At 72.7% G+C, this 19,560-nt stretch carries 21 protein-coding genes; 14 read left to right on the plus strand and 7 right to left on the minus strand.

The features are described 5' to 3' along the window. Positions 1-155 precede the first annotated feature (155 nt). Entirely contained in the window at positions 156-1,349 is a 1,194-nt protein-coding gene (locus ACH0A8_RS15370) for an AraC family transcriptional regulator (RefSeq protein ID WP_066656061.1), read from the minus strand. 283 nt (positions 1,350-1,632) lie between these two features. On the opposite strand from ACH0A8_RS15370, the gene ACH0A8_RS15375 reads away from it, so the two are divergent. Genes ACH0A8_RS15375 through ACH0A8_RS15385 form a run of 3 tightly spaced genes read left to right on the plus strand, consistent with a single transcriptional unit; the run spans position 1,633 to position 4,448 of the window. Then, on the plus strand, positions 1,633-1,935 hold the full coding sequence (locus ACH0A8_RS15375) for a metal-sensitive transcriptional regulator (RefSeq protein ID WP_066656058.1): 303 nt from the start codon (positions 1,633-1,635) through the stop codon (positions 1,933-1,935). 30 nt (positions 1,936-1,965) lie between these two features. After that, positions 1,966-2,184, plus strand: a complete 219-nt coding sequence (locus tag ACH0A8_RS15380; RefSeq protein WP_066656057.1) for a heavy-metal-associated domain-containing protein — start codon at positions 1,966-1,968, stop codon at positions 2,182-2,184. Further along, positions 2,181-4,448, plus strand: coding sequence for a heavy metal translocating P-type ATPase (locus ACH0A8_RS15385; RefSeq protein WP_406907492.1), 2,268 nt, complete (start codon positions 2,181-2,183; stop codon positions 4,446-4,448). The genes ACH0A8_RS15380 and ACH0A8_RS15385 overlap by 4 nt, the downstream gene beginning before the upstream one ends. Before the next feature lie 65 nt (positions 4,449-4,513). Here ACH0A8_RS15385 and ACH0A8_RS15390 read toward each other — a convergent pair whose 3' ends face one another. Both ACH0A8_RS15390 and ACH0A8_RS15395 read right to left on the minus strand, forming a co-directional pair. Then, positions 4,514-4,708, minus strand: coding sequence for a hypothetical protein (locus ACH0A8_RS15390; protein ID WP_251154424.1), 195 nt, complete (start codon positions 4,706-4,708; stop codon positions 4,514-4,516). Then, a complete protein-coding gene (locus tag ACH0A8_RS15395) occupies positions 4,708-5,271 on the minus strand; it encodes a hypothetical protein (RefSeq protein ID WP_311206504.1) in 564 nt (187 codons plus the stop codon). The genes ACH0A8_RS15390 and ACH0A8_RS15395 overlap by 1 nt, the downstream gene beginning before the upstream one ends. A gap of 234 nt (positions 5,272-5,505) precedes the next feature. On the opposite strand from ACH0A8_RS15395, the gene pgi reads away from it, so the two are divergent. After that, positions 5,506-7,215, plus strand: coding sequence for a glucose-6-phosphate isomerase (gene pgi / locus ACH0A8_RS15400; protein WP_406907493.1), 1,710 nt, complete (start codon positions 5,506-5,508; stop codon positions 7,213-7,215). A 186-nt stretch (positions 7,216-7,401) separates the two neighbouring features. On the opposite strand, the gene ACH0A8_RS15405 is transcribed toward pgi, so the two are convergent. Next, the gene (locus ACH0A8_RS15405; RefSeq protein WP_209685792.1) at positions 7,402-8,307 is read right to left on the minus strand and encodes a LysM peptidoglycan-binding domain-containing protein; all 906 of its coding nucleotides are present in this window, start codon (positions 8,305-8,307) and stop codon (positions 7,402-7,404) included. Positions 8,308-8,417: 110 nt separating this feature from the next. Between ACH0A8_RS15405 and ACH0A8_RS15410 the strand changes: the two genes are divergently transcribed. The 3 genes from ACH0A8_RS15410 (at position 8,418) to ACH0A8_RS15420 (ending at position 11,335) form a co-directional block, all read left to right on the plus strand. Continuing rightward, a complete protein-coding gene (locus ACH0A8_RS15410; protein WP_066656042.1) occupies positions 8,418-8,927 on the plus strand; it encodes a hypothetical protein in 510 nt (169 codons plus the stop codon). A 133-nt stretch (positions 8,928-9,060) separates the two neighbouring features. Then, positions 9,061-10,518, plus strand: a complete 1,458-nt coding sequence (locus ACH0A8_RS15415; RefSeq protein WP_406907494.1) for a sugar porter family MFS transporter — start codon at positions 9,061-9,063, stop codon at positions 10,516-10,518. A 112-nt stretch (positions 10,519-10,630) separates the two neighbouring features. Beyond that, entirely contained in the window at positions 10,631-11,335 is a 705-nt protein-coding gene (locus ACH0A8_RS15420) for a DUF4396 domain-containing protein (protein ID WP_406907495.1), read from the plus strand. Between the two features lie 81 nt (positions 11,336-11,416). Here the strand turns inward: ACH0A8_RS15420 and ACH0A8_RS15425 are convergent, their stop codons facing one another. The 3 genes from ACH0A8_RS15425 to ACH0A8_RS15435 are packed head-to-tail and all read right to left on the minus strand — an operon-like array spanning position 11,417 to position 13,343. Continuing rightward, positions 11,417-12,391 (minus strand): zinc-binding dehydrogenase, encoded by a 975-nt coding sequence (locus ACH0A8_RS15425; RefSeq protein ID WP_209685960.1) that lies wholly within the window; start codon positions 12,389-12,391, stop codon positions 11,417-11,419. 27 nt (positions 12,392-12,418) lie between these two features. After that, complete coding sequence (locus ACH0A8_RS15430) at positions 12,419-12,841, minus strand: organic hydroperoxide resistance protein (protein WP_066656027.1); 423 nt, start codon at positions 12,839-12,841, stop codon at positions 12,419-12,421. Positions 12,842-12,866: 25 nt separating this feature from the next. Further along, a complete protein-coding gene (locus ACH0A8_RS15435) occupies positions 12,867-13,343 on the minus strand; it encodes a MarR family winged helix-turn-helix transcriptional regulator (protein WP_406907496.1) in 477 nt (158 codons plus the stop codon). 102 nt (positions 13,344-13,445) lie between these two features. On the opposite strand from ACH0A8_RS15435, the gene mvk reads away from it, so the two are divergent. The 7 genes from mvk to ACH0A8_RS15470 all read left to right on the plus strand — a co-directional run bounded on the left by mvk (position 13,446) and on the right by ACH0A8_RS15470 (position 19,556). After that, positions 13,446-14,435 carry a mevalonate kinase gene (gene mvk, locus ACH0A8_RS15440; RefSeq protein WP_406907497.1) on the plus strand — a complete coding sequence of 330 codons (990 nt, stop codon included), beginning with the start codon at positions 13,446-13,448 and terminating at the stop codon, positions 14,433-14,435. Further along, positions 14,435-15,442 carry a diphosphomevalonate decarboxylase gene (mvaD, locus tag ACH0A8_RS15445; RefSeq protein ID WP_406907498.1) on the plus strand — a complete coding sequence of 336 codons (1,008 nt, stop codon included), beginning with the start codon at positions 14,435-14,437 and terminating at the stop codon, positions 15,440-15,442. Before mvk ends, mvaD begins: the two co-directional genes overlap by 1 nt. Continuing rightward, the gene (locus ACH0A8_RS15450) at positions 15,439-16,518 is read left to right on the plus strand and encodes a phosphomevalonate kinase (RefSeq protein WP_406907499.1); all 1,080 of its coding nucleotides are present in this window, start codon (positions 15,439-15,441) and stop codon (positions 16,516-16,518) included. The genes mvaD and ACH0A8_RS15450 overlap by 4 nt, the downstream gene beginning before the upstream one ends. Beyond that, positions 16,515-17,579: a hydroxymethylglutaryl-CoA reductase gene (locus ACH0A8_RS15455; protein ID WP_066656017.1), complete on the plus strand. Its 1,065-nt coding sequence runs from the start codon at positions 16,515-16,517 to the stop codon at positions 17,577-17,579. The genes ACH0A8_RS15450 and ACH0A8_RS15455 overlap by 4 nt, the downstream gene beginning before the upstream one ends. Next, positions 17,576-18,766 carry a hydroxymethylglutaryl-CoA synthase gene (locus ACH0A8_RS15460; RefSeq protein ID WP_209685780.1) on the plus strand — a complete coding sequence of 397 codons (1,191 nt, stop codon included), beginning with the start codon at positions 17,576-17,578 and terminating at the stop codon, positions 18,764-18,766. The genes ACH0A8_RS15455 and ACH0A8_RS15460 overlap by 4 nt, the downstream gene beginning before the upstream one ends. A 103-nt stretch (positions 18,767-18,869) precedes the next feature. Beyond that, positions 18,870-19,253 (plus strand): ATP-dependent DNA ligase, encoded by a 384-nt coding sequence (locus tag ACH0A8_RS15465; RefSeq protein WP_066656011.1) that lies wholly within the window; start codon positions 18,870-18,872, stop codon positions 19,251-19,253. A gap of 135 nt (positions 19,254-19,388) precedes the next feature. Further along, the gene (locus ACH0A8_RS15470) at positions 19,389-19,556 is read left to right on the plus strand and encodes a hypothetical protein (RefSeq protein WP_209685778.1); all 168 of its coding nucleotides are present in this window, start codon (positions 19,389-19,391) and stop codon (positions 19,554-19,556) included. Positions 19,557-19,560: the final 4 nt, after the last annotated feature.

The raw sequence follows: 19,560 nt of genomic DNA on the forward strand, positions 1-19,560 counted from the left end.
CCTTCGAGGACCCGCCGGGACTCGTTCCCAGCGGTTGCTGTTCACGGATGAGACGGGCTGACACCGAGATTCGTCACACGGGTCCGGTGTGATTCAGCGCTCTTCCAGGGGAAGCGCCAGAACGCCGGTTCTCCGTGTACCCCGACGGCGGAGGGTCAGCCGGTGCCGCCGATACCGGCCCCGGTGTTGCGCGACGCAGCGTCCCGCACGGAGCGCACGTACGCCATGGGCGACAGTCCGCACTCCTGTCGGAAGAGCTGCTGCAACCGGCGGGGACGCACCCCCGCAGCGTCCGCGATCTCGTCGACGGTCAGGTCGCCGTCGGCGTGCTCGACGATGTGCGCGACGGCACGTCGGACCCGCCAGGACGTCCGGCCGGAGTCGGGTCGCGCGGCCCGTGAGCCACGCAGGGTCGCCGCGGGGTCCTCGCCGAAGCGCTCCCGGTAGGCCGCGGCGAAACGGCCGGGGTTGGTGAAGCCCCACCGTCGGGCGACCGGTGTCACGCCCTCGTCGCCGGCGGCGCGCAGCAGTTCACGACGGACGCAGTCGAGCCGGTGGTCGCGCATGAACCGGTTCGGTGTGGTGCCGAGCGTCCGCGCGAAGACGTCCTGCAGGCCGCGCTGGCTCAGTCCGCACGCGGCCGCGATCTCGGGGACGGACGGTCGGTCCTGTGCGTGTGCCTCGATGTGGCGGACCGCGTCGCGCAGCCGGTTCGCGACCGGGACGTCCTGGCCCCGGTTGCGGATCGGGAAGGTGTCGAGGACGACCACCGCGAGCCGCCGGTTCAGGGCCGTGCGCATCGGACCGACCACGCGGTCGTCGAGCAGCGCCGGCGCGAGGTCCTGCACCAGGCGGCGGAGCGGCTCGCGCCGGGCGATCGCCTCGTCCTGCTGGTCGAACAGCAGGGGGCCGTCCGGCAGGCGGTAGCCGAGCTCCGCGCCGACCGACCGGAGGAACGGGTCCGACACGTGCAGGCCGTTGTAGACGGTGTCGGCGGACTCGAACCGGTACGCCTCGGACGCCGAGGCGATGTAGGGGCTCCCCGGTTCGATCACCCGCGTCCGGTCCGCGAAGTGCATCTCGAGGCGTCCGCGGGTGAGCCAGAACACGACGTGGTCGTTGCGCGGGCCGATCACGCCACCGCGCCGTCCACCCTCGGCGCGCATGGTGCGGAGCGTGACGTCGTCGTCGCCGACGATCGTGTACTCGTACCGGGTGCCCTCGGCGACGTAGGTCTCGGTACCGAGGTCGCGGCCGTTGTACTCGGCCGAGAAGATCCGGCCGTAGTCGGTGCCGTCGCTCTCGGTGAACCGCAGGCGGCGGTAACCGTTCGTCGACGAGGTGCTCACCCGCGCATCATGCCAGCACTGTCCGGGATGCGCGCTTCCGCGTCCCGGTGGGCGCTGCCGGACGGGAGGCCCGTGGCGGCCGCGACACGCGCCTCCCGTCCGGTGGGGACCGGTTCGATCCGCGCCACGGCGGGGATCCGTCGGCGCACGCCGACCCTCGCCCGCAGCGACGAGCGATCCCGTCCCTCAATGACGAATTCTCAGACAACTCTGTGCCTCCCGAGGGATCGACGAGCACGAAATACCCCAGGGGGGTACCCTGTCGGGGAGGACGGAGGTCAGGATGCCAGCAGCACCGCACGCACACGTCGGGTACATCGAGGACAAGGACGACCTGCTCAAGCGGCTGCGTCGCGCGGAGGGGCAGGTCCGCGGGATCGCGCGCATGGTCGAGGACGAGACGTACTGCATCGACGTGCTGACCCAGATCTCCGCGGCGAACCGGGCGCTCGAACGGGTCGCCCTGTCGTTGCTGGAGGACCACCTGCGCCACTGCGTCGCCGAGGCCGTGGCCGAGGGCGGCGACGCCGCCGACGCGAAGGTCCGCGAGGCGAGCGACGCCATCGCCCGACTCGTCCGTTCCTGACCCCACCGCACCACACACCGAGGAGGACCCATGACCACCGAGACCGTCGCCGTGACCGGGATGACCTGCGAGCACTGCGTGGCGAGCGTGACCGAGGAGGTCTCCGAGCTCGCCGGCGTGACCGACGTCACCGTGGACCTCGTGCCCGGCGGGTCGTCGTCCGTCACCGTCACGTCCGACCACCGGATCGACGACCAGGCCCTCCGCGGCGCGATCGCGGAGGCGGGGTACGAGGTCGTGTCCCGGTGAGCCAGGGCGTCGTCGAGCTCGACATCACGGGGATGACCTGCGCCTCGTGCGCGAACCGCGTCGAGCGGAAGCTCGGCAAGCTGCCGGGCGTCTCCGCGACCGTGAACTACGCGACCGAGCAGGCGCAGGTGTCGGTGACCGACCCGGACACGGTCGACACCGCGGCGCTCGTCGCGGCGGTCGAGGCCGCCGGGTACGGGGCGACCGTCCACGTGCGGCAGCCGACTCCGGGCTCTGCCGACGACGTCGACGACGCCACCGGTCCCGACGCCGCGACCGCGCCCCTGCGGCAGCGGCTCGTCGTCTCCGCCGTCCTGGCGCTGCCCGTGGTCCTGCTCTCGATGGTGCCGGTCCTGCAGTTCCCGAACTGGCAGTGGGCTGCCCTGGCACTGGCGGCACCGGTCGCCGTCTGGGGAGCGCTGCCGTTCCACCGTGCCGCGTGGGTCAACGCCCGACACGGCGCCGCGACCATGGACACCCTGGTCAGCCTCGGCGTCGTCGCCGCGTTCGGCTGGTCGCTGTACGCACTGTTCCTCGGCGACGCCGGTGCCCCCGGCATGCACATGACCTTCTCGTGGTTCGCCACGGACCCTGAGGCGAGCGACCTCTACCTCGAGGTGGCCGCGGCCGTGACGGTCTTCATCCTGGCCGGCCGGTACATGGAGGCCCGGGCGAAGCAGCGGTCCGGGGCGGCGCTGCGCGCGCTGCTCGAGCTCGGCGCGAAGGACGCGTCGGTGCTCCGCGACGAGCCGTCCGGTCCCGTCGAGACCCGTGTGCCCGCCGCGTCGCTCGTCGTCGGTGACGTCGTCGTCGTCCGACCGGGGGAGCGAATCCCGAGCGACGGCATCGTGCGCGAGGGCTCGTCGGCCGTCGACCTCAGCATGCTCACCGGCGAGTCGGTCCCGGTCGAGGTGCGACCCGGCGACCGCGTGACCGGCGCGACCATCGACGTCGGTGGTCGGCTCGTGGTCGAGGTCACCGCCGTCGGTGCCGACACCGAGCTCGCCCGGATGGGACGCCTCGTCGAGGACGCCCAGACCGGCAAGGCCGCGGTGCAGCGACTCGCCGACCGGGTCTCCGCCGTGTTCGTACCCGTCGTGATCGGCCTCGCCGTGGTCGCGTTCGTCGGGTGGCTCGTCGCCGGCGGGTCCCTGACCGCTGCCGTCACCGCCGCGGTCGCGACGCTCGTCATCGCCTGCCCGTGCGCCCTCGGGCTCGCGACGCCCACCGCGCTGCTCGTCGGCACGGGTCGTGGCTCGCAGCTCGGCATCCTGATCGGCGGCCCCCAGGCGCTCGAACGCACCCGCGCCGTGGACACGATCGTGCTCGACAAGACCGGCACCGTGACGACCGGGGAGATGCGCCTGACGGCGATCCTGCCGGTCGACGGCGCACCGGACGCCGACGGACCGCTGCTCGCGGTGGCGGCGGCGGTCGAGGACGGTTCCGAGCACCCGGTGGCGCGTGCGGTCGTCCGGGCCGCGCGGGACCGCGCACTCGACGTCCCGGTCGCGGAGCAGTTCGCCGCGACGCCGGGCGCGGGCGTGCAGGCCGTGGTCGACGGCGAGGCGGTCGTCGTCGGCACCGCCCGGTGGCTGGCGGAGGCCTTGGCACTGCCGGTGGACGAGGCGCTGGCCGCGCGGGTCGCCGCTGCCGAGTCGGACGGCGGGACCGCGGTCCTCGTCGGCCGGGGCGGCTCGGTGCTCGGCGCCGTCGTCGTCGGCGACACGGTGAAGCCGGAGGCGCCGGAGGCCGTCCGGCGGTTCGTCGCGCTCGGCCTGCGCCCGGTGCTGCTCACCGGGGACAACGAGGGCGCCGCGCGCGCCGTCGCGGCCCGCGTCGGCATCGACGAGGTGCACGCCCGGGCGACCCCGGCCTCGAAGCTCGAGACCGTCCGGCGACTGCAGGCCGAGGGGCGGACGGTCGCGATGGTCGGCGACGGGGTCAACGACGCGGCGGCGCTCGCGGCGGCGGACCTCGGCATCGCGATGGGGGCCGGCACCGACGCGGCGATCGCCGCGAGCGACATCACCGTCGTGAGCGGTCGGCTCACCGTCGTGGCGGACGCGGTCCGGCTGTCCCGGGCGACGCTCCGCACGATCCGCGGCAACCTGTTCTGGGCCTTCGCCTACAACGTCGCGGCGATCCCGCTCGCGATGGCGGGCCTGCTGAACCCGGTGCTCGCGGGTGCGGCGATGGCGTTCTCGTCCGTCTTCGTGGTGACGAACAGCCTGCGCCTGCGTCGCTTCCGGGCCCTCGGCTGACGCCCGACGAGTGTCCCCGCGCCCTTCCGGGGGCGCGGGGACAGCCGATCACGGTGGTCCGTCGGTCATCTGCGTCGCTGGTGCCTCCGCACCGCGAACCCGGTGAGGACGATCCCGACGAAGAGAGCGGCCCCCAGGGCGAGCTTCCCGAGCCAGGAGTCGGAGCTGGCGAGTACGGACCCGACGCCCACGAGGACGAGACTGACGGCGACGGCGAACGGGACGCTCGAGGCAACCCCGCAGACTGCGCGCTTGCTCATCAGGCGCAGCGCGGCTTGACCTTGCCGCCAGCGAACGGGTAGACCCGGAGAGCCTTGCCGCCGCTGCACCGCACTCCTCCGTTCGAGGTGATCGCAACGGCCGCGGCGGTCAGGATCGCGCCGGCGACGACGCAGAACGTTCCCGCACTGATGGCGCAGAGTCCGGCACCGAGCCCGAATGCTGCTCCGCTGATGATCAGGTTCTGGTCGGTGCTGTTGAACGCCACGTACGTGCCCCTGCTGTCCCGACCGGCGCTCAGACGCGATGTCGGACCCTTCTGGACGAGATCGAAGGTCATTCCCTGCCCGAGGTCCAGGGTCGTGCGGATGCTCCCGTCGTCGTCGACCGTCTGCCGCTCGACGTAGCCGCCAGCTCGGGCTTCTTCGATCGCATCGTCGATCTGAGCGGGTGTGAAGTGCTGCAACGCGTCGGCGCTGGCAGCAGCGCCCTGCGCGCCCGCGGTGGTGTCTGCGGCGTTGGCTGCAGGGGCAGCGATCAGCCCTGCGGCGACGAGTGCGACGCTGGTCGCGCTGATGGCGAGCGACGTCCTGACCTTCGACATGCGATTCCTTCCTCTGGGGTCCGAGAGCTGAGTGCTCCCCGGACTCCTGACCGTAGGGGTCGGAACGTCGATTCTGAAGTGTGAAATCTCAGTACGACGAGTTGTTACGCCGCTTCGCCCCACCGAGCTGTGCGCAACCGCACTGCTGCGGCACTACGCTCGGACGTGGTCCGCGACGCAGCGCTGCGGTGACCCGCGGTCCAGTACGTCCAGAAGGTACCCAGGAGGACCGAAGTGACCGAATCCGCTCCCGTCGACCCCACATCGACCGACGGCTGGAAGAAGCTCGCCGGCATCGCCGACGGATTCACCCCCGACCTGCGCGGTTGGTTCGACAGCGACCCCGGTCGCGCCGAGCGCTACACGTTCCAGGCTGCCGACCTGACCGTCGACCTGTCGAAGGGTCTCGTCGACGACGAGATCCTCTCCGCCCTGCTCCAGGTCGCGAAGGACACCGGCGTCGCCGAGCGCTTCGAGGCGATGCTCGCCGGCGAGCACATCAACGTGACCGAGGACCGCGCCGTCCTGCACACGGCGCTCCGCCGTCCGCGGGGCACCGAGCCGGCGCTCGTGGTCGACGGCCAGGACGTCGACGCCGACGTGCACGCCACGCTCGACAAGGTCTACGCCTTCGCCGAGCAGGTGCGCGACGGCTCGTGGACCGGTGTCACCGGCAAGCGCATCGAGACCGTCGTCAACATCGGCATCGGCGGCTCCGACCTCGGCCCGGTCATGGTCTACGAGGCGCTCAAGCCGTACGTGCAGGAGGGCCTCGAGGCGCGCTTCGTCTCGAACATCGACCCCGCCGACATCTACGAGAAGACCGTCGACCTCGACCCGGAGACCACGCTCTTCATCGTCGCGTCGAAGACCTTCGGCACGCTCGAGACCCTGACCAACGCCCGTCTCGCCCGCCAGTGGCTGTGGGAGCGCCTCGGCCTGACCGACGCGTCGGACGACGAGAAGTCGAACGCCGTTGCCAAGCACTTCGTCGCCGTCTCGACCGCGCTCGACAAGGTCGCCGCGTTCGGCATCGACCCCGAGAACGCCTTCGGCTTCTGGGACTGGGTGGGCGGCCGCTACTCGGTCGACTCGGCCATCGGCACCTCGGTGGTCATCGCGATCGGCAAGGAGAACTGGGAGCAGTTCCTCGCCGGGTTCCACGCCGTCGACGAGCACGTCCGCACCACGCCGCTCGAGCAGAACGTCCCCGTCCTCATGGGCCTGCTCAACGTCTGGTACACGAACTTCCTCGGTGCGCAGAGCCACGCGGTCCTGCCGTACACGCAGTACCTGCACCGCTTCGCCGCGTACCTGCAGCAGCTCACGATGGAGTCGAACGGCAAGCGCGTCCGCTGGGACGGCTCGCCCGTCACGACGGACACCGGCGAGGTCTTCTGGGGCGAGCCGGGCACCAACGGCCAGCACGCGTTCTACCAGCTCATCCACCAGGGCACCCGCCTGATCCCGGCGGACTTCATCACCGTCGCGAAGCCGGCGCGTCCGCTCAAGGACGAGTCCGGCGACGGCAAGGCCGTGCAGCCGGGCCAGGACGTCCACGCGCTGTTCCTGGCGAACTTCTTCGCGCAGACCAAGGCGCTCGCGTTCGGCAAGACCGCCGACGAGGTCCGCGCCGAGGGCACCACCGACGAGGGCATCGTCGCGGCCCGCACCTTCACGGGCAACAAGCCGTCGACGTCGATCCTCGCGCCGGAGCTCACCCCGAGCGTGCTCGGTCAGCTCATCGCCCTCTACGAGCACATCGTGTTCACCGAGGGCACCATCTGGGGCATCGACTCGTTCGACCAGTGGGGTGTCGAGCTCGGCAAGCAGCTCGCGCTGCAGATCGCCCCGGCGGTCGACGGCGACCAGGACGCGCTCGCGTCGCAGGACTCCTCGACGAAGGCGCTCATCGCCAAGTACCTGGAGCTGCGCGGCGAGTAGCCCACGCACCTGACGACGGACGGGAGGCGCGGTGCCAGCTGGCACCGCGCCTCCCGTCCGGTGCGTGGTCGCGCTTGCCGCGGGGCGGCCCGGCCCCGAGACTCGGCCCCGCGGACACCTTCGCGGCTCGCGGGCCGCGAACACGTCCGCCTGCGCGAGACTCGGCGGGCGTGCGACCAGCCGGCGTCAGCGCGCGAGCGGGTCGAGGTTGAGGGTCGTCCCCTCGTACAGGTACTGGTCGTCGCCGAACACCTGCACGTCGGCGTTCAACCAGACGAGCGCCTTCACGCTGATGCCGAAGCGTGCCGCGACGTCGCCGATCAGGTCGTCCGGCGCGACCGTGTAGGAGCGCGGCGCACCGGACGCCGTCGTCGCCGTGACCGGACCGGAGGCGTTCGACCGTGCTCCGCCGTCGACCGGGTGCACGTTCGTCTGCCGCTCGGGCACCGACCAACGCACCGGCGCGACCGCGAGCACCTTGCCGGCCGCGATCTCGATCGGCAGGTCGGCCTGGCCGGGGTCGGCCGCCGAGGACACCACGAGCGTCACGAGCCCCGACGGGTCGACACCCGAGCCGTCGAGCGGCACGTCCTTCGCGACCGGCGCGGGGGTCGGACCGCCGAGCACGGTGTCGCCCACGCCGGGGTAGGTCAGGCCGTCGCCCACCGTCCGCTCGCGTTCGAAGAACCCGGCCCCGATCGGGACGGGCAGCGACGAGGTCACGCCGCTGAACTGCGCGGTGAATGTGTCGTCGCCGTCCGCCACGACGCGGTAGTGGAAGTGGATGCTGCCCTTCGGTGAGGCGACGTCGCCCTCGGCCAGCACCGTCCCGGCCGGGATCGGGGTGAGCACGGGGTCGGGGACGGCGGCCTCGGACGCGACCGGGCTGGGCGCGCGCGGGGTCGCCGAGGCCTCGAGCCGGGCGGCGTCCGGGTCCTCGGTCGCCGTCGGCGACGGGGTGGACGTCCGGCTCGCCGTCGGCGGGACCGAGGGCGCCGGGAGCGCTCCGTCGGACCCGCCGAGCAGCGAGCAACCGGACAGCGCGACGGCGACGACCAGAGCGGTGGCACCGGTCGCAACGGTTCGGTTCATGATTCCCCCTCGGTTCGAGATGCTACCGGCGGATCCGGCGCGGGAGGGAGCGGCGGCGGGCGGATGTGTCGAGGGACGTAGCTGTCGGTGCGAGCGGCTACCGTCGAGGCATGGACCGCCACGACATCCTCGCCGCCGCAGCCGCCGCCCATGCCGCTCGCATCGCCGAGGCGGGCGGCGACGACACGGCCGCCCGGCAGCGCGCCGCCGCCGTCGAGGGACGCGAGCACGGGACGGACGACGCCTCGGCCGACGCCGTCCGCGCGGTCCAGCGCCGGCGTGCAGGAGAGGTCGAGCGGGCCGCTGAGCGCACCGAGGGCGCCCTCTCCGACTGGCACCGGATGGGCACCCGTCGCGGGGTCACACCGGACGAGCAGCTCCGGAGCGCCTGGACCGTCACCGGGGTCCCGGAGTCCGGCGCCGCACGCGCACTGGCGAACGTCCTGCTGTCCACCGCCGGGCACGCGGGTCGGGTGGCGGACGCGGCACGGCGCAACCCGGCGCTCGGCGGGGCCGCGAGTGCAGCGGCCCGACGGACCGTCCGCCGCTACACCGACCACGGGGCCGGCATGGCCTCGCTCGGCGACGTGCTCGGCGACGGTCCGGCCGACTCCGACTGAGCAGCACCGGCCTCCGCCGACCGGTCGGAGGATCGGCCGGCCGCACGGGTGAGCGGTCCGGTCGACGGGACACGGAACGGGACACGATCGCCGCGCGCACCGTCGCGGGGTCCCCCGACGAAGGAGCCACGCAATGGTCGACACCGCGCCGACAGCACCGAAGGTCACTCTCCCCCCGGTGGGGGAGGGCCCCCACCGCCATCGTCTCGGTGTCCTGGCCCTCGTCGCGACCCTCGGCGGTCTGCTCTTCGGCTACGACACCGGTGTGATCAACGGGGCGCTGCTCCCGATGCAGCAGGAGCTCGGCCTGACGGACCTGACCGTGGGCGTCGTCACGAGCTCGCTGCTCTTCGGCGCTGCGGTCGGTGCGGTGCTCGGCGGTCGGATCGCGGACGGCTGGGGACGTCGGAGGACGATCGTCCTGCTCGCCGTGGCCTTCTTCGTCGGCACGCTGACCTGCGTCCTCGCCCCGACGTTCGGGGTCATGGTCGTCGGCCGGGTCCTGCTCGGGCTCGCGGTCGGTGGGGCGTCGACCGTCGTGCCCGTCTTCCTCGCCGAGCTCGCACCGTACGAGATCCGTGGATCGCTGTCGGGCCGCAACGAGCTCATGATCGTGATCGGCCAGCTCGCCGCCTTCGTGGTGAACGCCGTCATCGGCACCCTCTGGGGCGAGGGCGACGGCGTCTGGCGCGTCATGCTCGCCGTCTGCGCCCTGCCTGCGGTGGCGCTCTTCGTCGGCATGCTGCGCGTGCCGGAGTCGCCGCGGTGGCTCGCGTCGAAGGGCCGGTACGGCGAGGCCCGTGCGGTGCTCGTGCAGGTCCGCTCCGAGGAGCGCGCCACGGCCGAACTCGAGGAGATCGAGCGCGCGAACGAGCGCGAGGCGGAGGCCCGGCACGGCGGCGGGTGGCGCACGCTGCTCGGCAGCGGGTGGCTGGTCCGGACCGTGCTCGTCGGGTCCGGCATCGGTGTCGCGCAGCAGCTCACCGGCATCAACTCGATCATGTACTACGGGCAGACCGTCCTGGTCGAGTCCGGCTTCCAGGAGTCGGCGGCCCTCATCGCGAACATCGCTCCCGGGGTCATCGCGGTGGTCGGCGGGGTGGTCGCCGTCACCAACATGGAGCGCATCGACCGCCGCACGACGCTCGTCATCGGGTACTCGCTGACGACGGTGTGCCACTTCCTGATCGGCATCGCGTCGATGACCCTGGTCGAGGGCGACCCCGCTCGACCCTGGGTGATCCTGGTCCTCGTCGTCGCGTTCGTCGGCTCGATGCAGACGTTCCTCAACATCGCGACGTGGGTGATCCTGTCGGAGATCTTCCCCACGCAGATCCGCGCGCTCGGCATGGGCATCGCCGTGTTCTGCCTCTGGACCGCGAACGCGTTCCTCGGGCTGACCTTCCCCACGATCGTCGCGGCGACCGGCATCACCGGCACCTTCTTCGGGTTCGCCGTGGTCGGCGTCCTGGCCCTGCTCTTCATCCGGAGGTTCGTGCCCGAGAGCCGGGGCCGCACCCTGGAGGAGGTCGAGCAGGGGCTCCCCACCCGTGACGTCTCCGCCGTCGCCACGGAGCAGGCGCAGCGGTAGCCCGCGCTGCCACGCGGACCGATGCCGGGGGACGCCTGCTCGACCGGGGCTCCGGCACGGGTGTGTACGGTGCACCGTTGTCGGGCGACAACGATCACGGGAGGCGCACGTCATGACCGAACTGCAGGTGGGCGACCTGCCGACGACGCTGACCGCGGTCTGCGCGGTGCTCCTCGTGGTCGCGGTCGGCTGCGCGGTCGTCGTCGCGGTCGACGTCGTCCGGCACCCGCCGCACATGCGGGTGATGGCGCTCGTCTGGCCGCTGACGATGCTCTTCGGCAGCGTGGTGTGGCTGGTCTTCTACCTCCGCCGGGGCCGCGCGACGGTGGACGGTCACGGCCGGTGGGCGGGCACCGCGATCGACACGAGCCACTGCGGCGCCGGGTGCGCGCTCGGTGACCTCGTCGGCGAGTTCGGGCTCGTCGCCTTCCCGGCCCTCGGCACCCTCGTCGGGCTCGGCACGCTCTACCAGGACCGCATGTTCGCCGGGTGGATCATCGACTTCGTCATCGCGTTCGTCGTCGGCATCGCGTTCCAGTACGCGGCGATCGCGCCGATGCGCGGACTCGGGTGGCGCGACGGACTCGTCGCCGCGCTCAAGGCCGACACCCTCAGCATCACCGCGTGGCAGGTCGGCATGTACGGCGCGATGGCGGTGCTGCAGTTCGCGCTGCTGCCGGCGGTGCTCGGTGGCCGCGTCGGCGTGCTGACCCCCGAGTTCTGGGTCGCGATGCAGGTCGCGATGGTCGCCGGGTTCGTCTGCTCGTACCCGATGAACGCGCTCCTGGTGCGGAAGGGGCTGAAGGAGGCGATGTGACCTCCGGCGCACGCCGCGACGGACGGGAGGCGCGGTGCCAGCTGGCACCGCGCCTCCCGTCCGTCCCGGGGTGCTGCACTGCTACGGGCGCAGCAGCACCTTGCCGACACGGCCGGCGGTGTCGCTGGCACGCGCCGCGTCGCGGGCGTCCTCGAACACGAAGGTCTCGGAGACGGGGAGCGTCAGCGATCCGTCGAGCACGCGGGTGATGAGCTCGCCGAAGAGCTGGCCCTTGAGCTCGGCCGGCATGGTCCTGCTGACGACGGCGCCCCAGAACCCCTTGACGGTGAGCTGGCCGAAGATGACCTTGCCGGACGGGATCTCGAGCGTCGGCGACGCCATGGCGCCGAAGACGACGAGCGTGCCGTTCTCGCCCATGACCGAGGCGATGTCGCCCGCGGCCTTCCCGCCGACGGACTCGACGCCCGCGATGATCGGGGCACCGCCGGTGAGCTCGCGGACCTGGTCCTGCCAGCCCTCGGAGTCCGTGGCGACGATGCGGTCGATGCCCTGCTCCCGCAGTTCCTCGACGCCCTCGGCGCGACGGACCAGACCGATCACGTTGATGCCGCGGGCCTTGCCGAGCTGCGCGACCATGCGGCCGACGGCGCCGTTCGCGGCGTTCTGGATGATCCAGTCGCCCTCGTGCAGGTCGAGCGAGTGCAGCAGGCTGATCGCGCTGAACGGCATCGAGACGAGCTGCGCGGCGGACTCGTCGGGCATGGCGTCCGGCACGGGGACGAGCCCGGCGGCGTCGGCGACGTAGTACTCGGCCCAGACGCCGAAGGTGCCGCCCGCGACGCGCTGGCCGACCTGCAGGCGGTCGACGCCCTCGCCCAGGGCCTCGACGACGCCGAGCGCCTCGGTGCCGCTGGCCGCGGGGAGCTCGGGCTTGAACCCGTAGGTGCCGCGGATCGTCCACAGGTCGTGGTTGTGGATCGGGGAGAGCACCGTGCGGACGAGCACCTGGCCGGGGCCGGGCTGCGGGACGGGGCGCTCGGCGACGGTCAGGACGTCGGCCGGCTCGCCGAAGGTCTCGTGGACGACGGCGCGCATGGTGGTGGGCGTGGTGTCGGTCATGGGTCAGTCCTCCGAGACGACGATGGTGACGTCGATGTTGCCGCGGGTGGCGTTCGAGTACGGGCAGACCTGGTGCGCGGCGTCCGCGAGGGCCTGGGCCTGGTCGTGCTCCAGGCCGGGGATGACGACCTCGAGCATGACGGCGAGCTGGTAGCCGCCCTGGCCGTTCGGGCCGATGGAGACGCGGCCACCGACGGTCGAGTCGGTGATCTTCACCTTCTGCGCGCGGGCGACGCCCTGCAGCGCGGAGTGGAAGCACGCGGCGTAGCCGGCTGCGAAGAGCTGCTCGGGGTTGGCGCCGTTGCCGGAGCCACCCATCTCCTTCGGGATGGCGAGGTCGTGCTCGACGCGGCCGTCGCTGGTGGCGACGTGGCCGTTGCGGCCCTCGCCGGTGGCGAGCGCCTCGGCGGTGTAGAGGACGTCCATGGGGGTCCTTCCTTCCTTCGTGGGGTCAGTCGTCCGACGCTGTGGGGGCGTCGGGGGTCGTGGTGCCGGTGTCGTCGGCCGCGGCGTGCATGGTCGCCGTCAGGCGCTGGAGCGTCGCGATGAGCTCGAGGGCGGCCTGCTCGTCGGACAGGCCCATCCCGGCGGCGATGCGCGCGGGGACGTGCGCGAGCTCCGGGCGGATCGAGCGACCGCGGTCGCCGAGCGTGACGGTCACGACGCGCTCGTCGGTGCTGCGGCGCTCACGGCGGACCAGGTCGGCCTGCTCCATGCGCCGGAGCAGCGGCGACAGGGTGCCCGAGTCGAGCTGCAGGTGCTCGCCGAGCGTGGAGACGGTCTGGTCGCCCTCGATCCACAGGGTCACGAGGACGAGGTACTGGGGGTACGTCAGTCCCCAGGGCTCCAGCAGTGCGCGGTACGCCTGGGTGGTCGCCCGGGACGCCGCGTAGAGCGAGAAGCACACCATCTCGTCGGTCACCGGCATGCCCACCAGTGTGGCACGCAACTCGGTTGTGCACAACCGAGTTGTTCACAGCCGGGCACCGGGCGGTCGCGCGCACGGCCGGTTAGGCTGACCTGAGCCACGATGACCAGCAACGACACCGACAGCACCGCGACCCCGGGAGCAGGACCCAGCCTCCGCACCGGGTCAGCGTCGTCCCACGGCAAGACGATCCTGATCGGCGAGCACGCCGTGGTGTACGGCGTACCCGCGCTCGTGCTCCCCGTGCTCGACGTGCGGGTGACCGCGACGGTGACCCCGGTGGCACCCGGCGACGGCAGCCGGCTCGAGTCGACCGTGCACACCGGACCCCTCGGCACCGCACCGGCGGCCGTGCTGCCGACGGTGACCGCCGTGACCGCGACGCTCCGGCACCTCGGTGCCGAGGAGCAGCACGTGCACGTCCGGGTCGACAGTGCCGTGCCGACCGCCCGGGGCATGGGTTCGAGCGCCGCCGTCGCCGCCGCCGTGACCGCCGCCGTGGCCGACGTCTTCGGTCGGACCCTCGACCCCGAGGAGCACCACGAACTCGTGCAGGAGTGCGAGCGCGTCGCCCACGGCCGCCCCTCCGGACTCGACGCCCGAGGGGTCGTCGCCGAGGTGCCCGTGTGGTTCGAGGGCGGCGTGGTCGAGCCCGTCCCGCTCGGCGCGGTGTTCACCTTCGTCGTCGCGGACACCGGTGTCCCGGGGCACACGCGCGAGGCAGTCGCGGCCGTCCGGGAACGGCACGACGCCGACCCCGCCACGGTCGACGGCGTCGTCGATGCCATCGGCGCCCTCGCGCGACGCGCACGGGGGACACTCGAGGATGGCGATGCCCAGGCCCTCGGTGCCACGATGGACGCCGCGCACGAACTGCTCACCGAACTCGACGTGTCGAGCGCGGACCTCGACCGGCTCGTCGACGCCGCACGCCGTGCGGACGCCCTCGGCGCGAAGCTCACCGGCGGTGGGCGCGGCGGATGCGTCCTCGCGCTCGTCGCGGACGGGGAGCACGCCGACCGCGTGTCCGCCGCACTCCGTGCCGCGGGCGCGACGGAGACCTGGACCACCACGATCGGAGCCCGCGCTTGATGACCGCCACCGCCGTCGCGCACCCCAACATCGCGCTCGTGAAGTACTGGGGCAAGGCCGACGCGCAGCTCGCCCTGCCCGCCACCGGCAGCGTGTCGATGGGCCTCGACGTCTTCCCGACCACGACGACCGTGACGCTCGACGCCGCGGCGGCCGCCGACTCGCTCGTGCTCAACGGCGGCGCGGCCCCCGAGGGTGCGCTGCTCCGCGTGCAGCAGTTCCTCGACATCGTGCGCGAGCTCGCCGGGTCGTCGGACCGCGCGGCCGTCGTCTCCGAGAACACCGTGCCGACCGGCGCCGGGCTGGCCTCCAGCGCGTCCGGCTTCGCGGCCCTCGCGACCGCCGCGTCAGCGGCCTACGGGCTCGACCTGTCCGAGCGCGACCTCTCCCGGCTCGCCCGACGCGGTTCGGGGTCCGCCACGCGCTCGATCCCCGGCGGCGTCGCGGTCTGGCACGCCGGCGACGACCAGGGCTCCTACGCCGAGCGCGTCCCCGCCCCGCCGATGGCCATGGTCGTGGTGACGATCTCCGCCGGCGAGAAGGCGATCGGCTCGCGCGAGGCGATGCGCCGGACGATCGCGACCTCGCCGTTCTACCCGGCGTGGGTGACGTCGACGACCGAGACCGTGGGGGAGATGCTCGACGCCTGCGCCGCCGGTGACTTCACCCGGATCGGGGAGCTCACCGAGAGCAACGCGCTCCGCATGCACGCGACGATCGAGGGCGCCTTCCCGCCCATCCGGTACCTGAACGCCCGCAGCGTCGCCGTGTTCGACGCCGTCGCCGAGCTCCGTGCCGCCGGGACCGAGGCGTACGCGACCGCCGACGCCGGCCCGAACGTCGTGGTGCTCACGAAGCCCGAGGACCGCGGTGCCGTCGCCACGGCGCTCGCCGGTCTGGGAGACGTCATCGAGTCGGGCACCGGACCAGGCGCACGGGTCGTCCGCTCCGAAGGGACGGAGGCACCCGGAGTGGGTGCCGTCCGACCTGAGGAGACCGCCGAGTGATCGAGTTCCGCGCCCACGGCAAGCTGTTCGTCGCGGGCGAGTACGCCGTCGTCGAGCCCGGGCAGCCGTCCGTGCTCATCGCCCTCGACCGGGCCATCACCGCCCGGGTGCGCGAGGGGCACGGCTCCGGGAGCGTGCACTCCGAGGAGTACGGGCACCTCCCGCTGACGTGGACCCGCGACGAGGACGGCCTGGCGCTGGACCGCGAGCACCACCCCTACGACTACGTCATGGCGACGATCGACCTGGTCGAGAAGCTCCGGGCCGAGCGTGGGATCGCACCGCGGTTCCACGACCTCCGCATCGAGAGCCAGCTCGACGACGCCAGCGGTCGGAAGTTCGGACTCGGATCCTCGGCCGCGGTCACCGTGGCCACGGTCGGCGCACTCGACCGGTTCTACGGCATCGGGCTCTCGCAGCGGGACCGCTTCCGGGTCGCGCTGCTCGCGACCGTCCGGGTCAACCCGCGCGCGTCCGGCGGCGACCTCGCCGCGAGCACCTTCGGCGGCTGGCTCCGCTACAGCGCACCGGACCGCGAGCGCCTGGTGGCCATGCTCGACCGCCGCTCCGTGACCGCGATCCTCGACGACACCGACGCCTGGACCGGCTTCGACGTGCAGCGCCTGCCCGCGCCGGCGGACCTCGAACTCCTGGTCGGCTGGACGGGCTCGCCGGCGTCGACGACGAAGCTCGTCAGCGTGGTCCGGAAGCACCGCAACGGCGGGTACCAGGCGTTCCTCGACGACAGCCGCGCCTGCGTCGACGACCTGACCACGGGCCTCCGGACCGGCGACGCCGCGGTGACGCTCGACGCCCTGCGGCGCGCCCGCGTGCTCATGCAGCGACTCGGCGCGTCCGTCGGCTCGCAGATCGAGACCGAGCGACTCGCGACCCTGTGCGACGTCGTCGAGTCGGCCGGCGGGGCGGCGAAGCCGTCCGGTGCCGGCGGCGGCGACTGCGGCATCGCGCTCGTCCCGGCGGACACCGACCTCGCCGGCATCCACCGCGCCTGGGAGGCGCACGACATCAGACACCTCAGCGTCGCGGTGCAAGCGCCCGAAGGGAGCGTCGAATGACCGACCTGCTGACCCCGATCCCCACGAAGTGGGTGGGGCCGATCCGCGTGAGCGGCAACGCCGTCGAGGGCGAGCACGAGGTGCCCCTCGCCACGTACGAGTCGCCGCTGTGGCCGTCCGTCGGTCGCGGTGCCCGCATCTCGCGCATGGTCGAGGGCGGCATCGTCGCGACCGTCGTCGACGAGCGCATGACCCGCTCGGTCGTCGTGAAGGCGGACAGCGCCGCCGCTGCGCACATCGCGGCGGGCCGCATCCTCGCGCGCCAGGACGAACTCGAGCAGATCGTCGCCGGGCAGAGCCGCTTCGCGAAGCTCATCGAGGTGCACCCCGAGATCGTCGGCGACCTGCTGTTCCTGCGCTTCGCGTTCACCACGGGTGACGCCTCCGGCCACAACATGGTGACGCAGGCGGCGGACAAGCTGCTGCCCGCGATCCTCGCGTGGGAGCCGGGCCTGCGCTACGTCAGCGTCTCGGGCAACTTCTGCACGGACAAGAAGGCCACCGCGGTGAACGGCATCCGCGGTCGCGGCCGGAACACGATCGCCGAGATCGTGATCCCGGGGGAGATCGTCGAGAAGCGGCTGCGGTCGAGCGCTGCGCGGATCGCGGAGCTCAACGTGGCGAAGAACCTGGTCGGCTCGACCATCGCCGGGGCCCTGCGCTCCGCGAACGCGCACTACGCGAACATGCTCCTCGGCTTCTACCTGGCCACCGGGCAGGACGCCGCCAACATCGTCGAGGGCTCGCAGGGCATCACCTACGCCGAGGCCCGCGGTGACGACCTCTACTTCTCCACGGCGCTGCCGCACCTCATCGTCGGCACGGTCGGCAACGGCAAGGGCGGGGACCTGCCCGTCGTCGAGGACGCCCTGGTGCGCCTCGGCTGCCGTGAGGACCGGGAGCCCGGTGCCAACGCCCGCCGCCTGGCCGCCCTGTGCGCGGCGACGGTGCTCTGCGGTGAGCTGTCCCTGCTCGCCGCCCAGACCAACCCGGGCGAGCTGATGGCGGCACACGTCGCCATGGAACGTCGCGGGTCGAAGCCCGCAGGAGGTGCAGCATGAGCGCCCAGCAGCGCGACGCACGGCAGCCGCTGTCCGTCGGCATCCACGACATCGCGATCGCGACCGGCCACCACGTGCTCGAGCTCGACGACCTGGCCGAACGGCTCGGTGTCGACCCGGCGAAGTACCACGTCGGCATCGGGCAGGACGCGTTCAGCGTCCCCGCGCCCGACGAGGACATCGTCACCATGGGTGCCGCCGCCGCGAAGGAGGTCATCGACCGCCACGGCGTCGAGGGCATCCGCACGGTGCTGTTCGCGACCGAGTCGGGCGTCGACCAGTCCAAGGCCGCCGGTGTCTACGTGCACGGGCTCCTCGGCCTCCCGCAGAACGTCCGCGTGGTCGAGCTGAAGCAGGCCTGCTACGGCGGGACCGCGGCCGTGCAGCTCGCCCTGGGCATCATCGCGCGCGCACCCCACGAGCGGGTCCTCGTCATCGCCGCCGACGTCGCCCGGTACGACGTCGACACCGCCGCCGAGCCCACCCAGGGCGCCGGGGCCGCCGCGATCCTGGTGTCCGCGGACCCCGACCTCATCGAGATCGAGCCCGCCGCGGGCGTCTTCACCGCCGACGTCGACGACTTCTGGCGACCGAACGACCGCTCGACGGCGCTCGTCGACGGCCGGCTGTCGGTCAGCGCGTACGTCGACGCGTTCGTCGGGGCGTGGGACGACCTGGCGTCGCAGGGCGGCCCGGCGTACGAGGACATCGTGCGCTTCGTCCACCACCAGCCGTTCACGAAGATGGCGCTCAAGGCGCACCGGAAGCTCACGCAGCACGTCGGGGTGCCCTTCGACGAGTCCGAGCTCGCGATCGGCTTCACCTACAACAAGCAGACCGGCAACACCTACACAGCGTCGCTCTGGATCGGGCTCGCGGCGCTGCTCGACCTCGACGACGACCTGGGCGGCGAGCGGATCGCCCTGTTCAGCTACGGCTCGGGCAGCGTCGGGGAGCTCATCACCGGGATCGTCCGGCCCGACTACCGCTCCCACCGCCGCGAGGGCCGGGTCCGCGCACTGCTCGCGGCGCGCACCCCGCTGACGGTCGACGCGTACCGGGAGCTGCACGCTGCCGGTGCCGCCACGAGCGAGGACGTCGAGCGGCCCCGCGTCACGGCTGCGCCGTACCGCTTCGCGGGTGTGCGCGGCGGTGCGCGGCACTACGAGGCGACCGCGCAGGACTGACGCGACCCCACGACGGACGGGAGGCGCGGTGCCGGCCGGCACCGCGCCTCCCGTCCGTCCCGCACCCGTCCCTCGCTCGCCGGCACGGTGTAGAAGGATCCTCATGGGTCAGATCGTCTACGACGGTGAGGTGCTCGACCTGCGGGTCGACGACCGCGCGCTCACGCACCTGCAGATCGTCATCGTGAACATGCTGCGGCGCGACCACCGCTTCGTGTTCTCGTGGAAGGACGACGTGCTCCACGGCGACGGGCGCAGCTCCGTCTGGCTGCACCCGAACGTCAGCCTGCGGTTCACCTTCGCGGGCAGCCGGGTGCCCGCGATCAACCGCAGCTGGCTCGAGGAGCTCTACGCGGCGGCGACCTCCGGTGCCGGGCTCGTGCTCGTGCCCGAGCCACCGGACACGAGCACCGCGGCGGACTCCGCGTGGTCCCGGGCGGTCGTCCCGGGGGCGGCGGAGTCCGCGTCCGCCGGCGACACGGAGTAGCACAGCGGCGGAGCCGGGTCAACGGGTTCCGGCCGTCGCAGGCGCCTCCGTAGGGTACGGGTGCCGCGGGACGCACAGTCCCCACGGCCGGCGTCAGGGAGCCGGCCGGCTGCGACCGCGGACGGAGGGAACCGCATGTCCGCGACGGAGGACACGGTCGACGACCGCGCCGGGACGGTCGTCGAGGTGGAGTGTCGACACGAGATCTGGATCAGGGGTCTCCTGGTCGAGCCGGACGGGTGCGCGCTGTACTCGGACTTCTTCGTCGTGCGGGATGCGGAGTCGGTCGCCGTCACCGGGTGACCGT

Origin of the sequence: Curtobacterium sp. 179-B 9B NHS (assembly GCF_045370965.1) — a bacterium.
Classification (GTDB): domain Bacteria; phylum Actinomycetota; class Actinomycetes; order Actinomycetales; family Microbacteriaceae; genus Curtobacterium.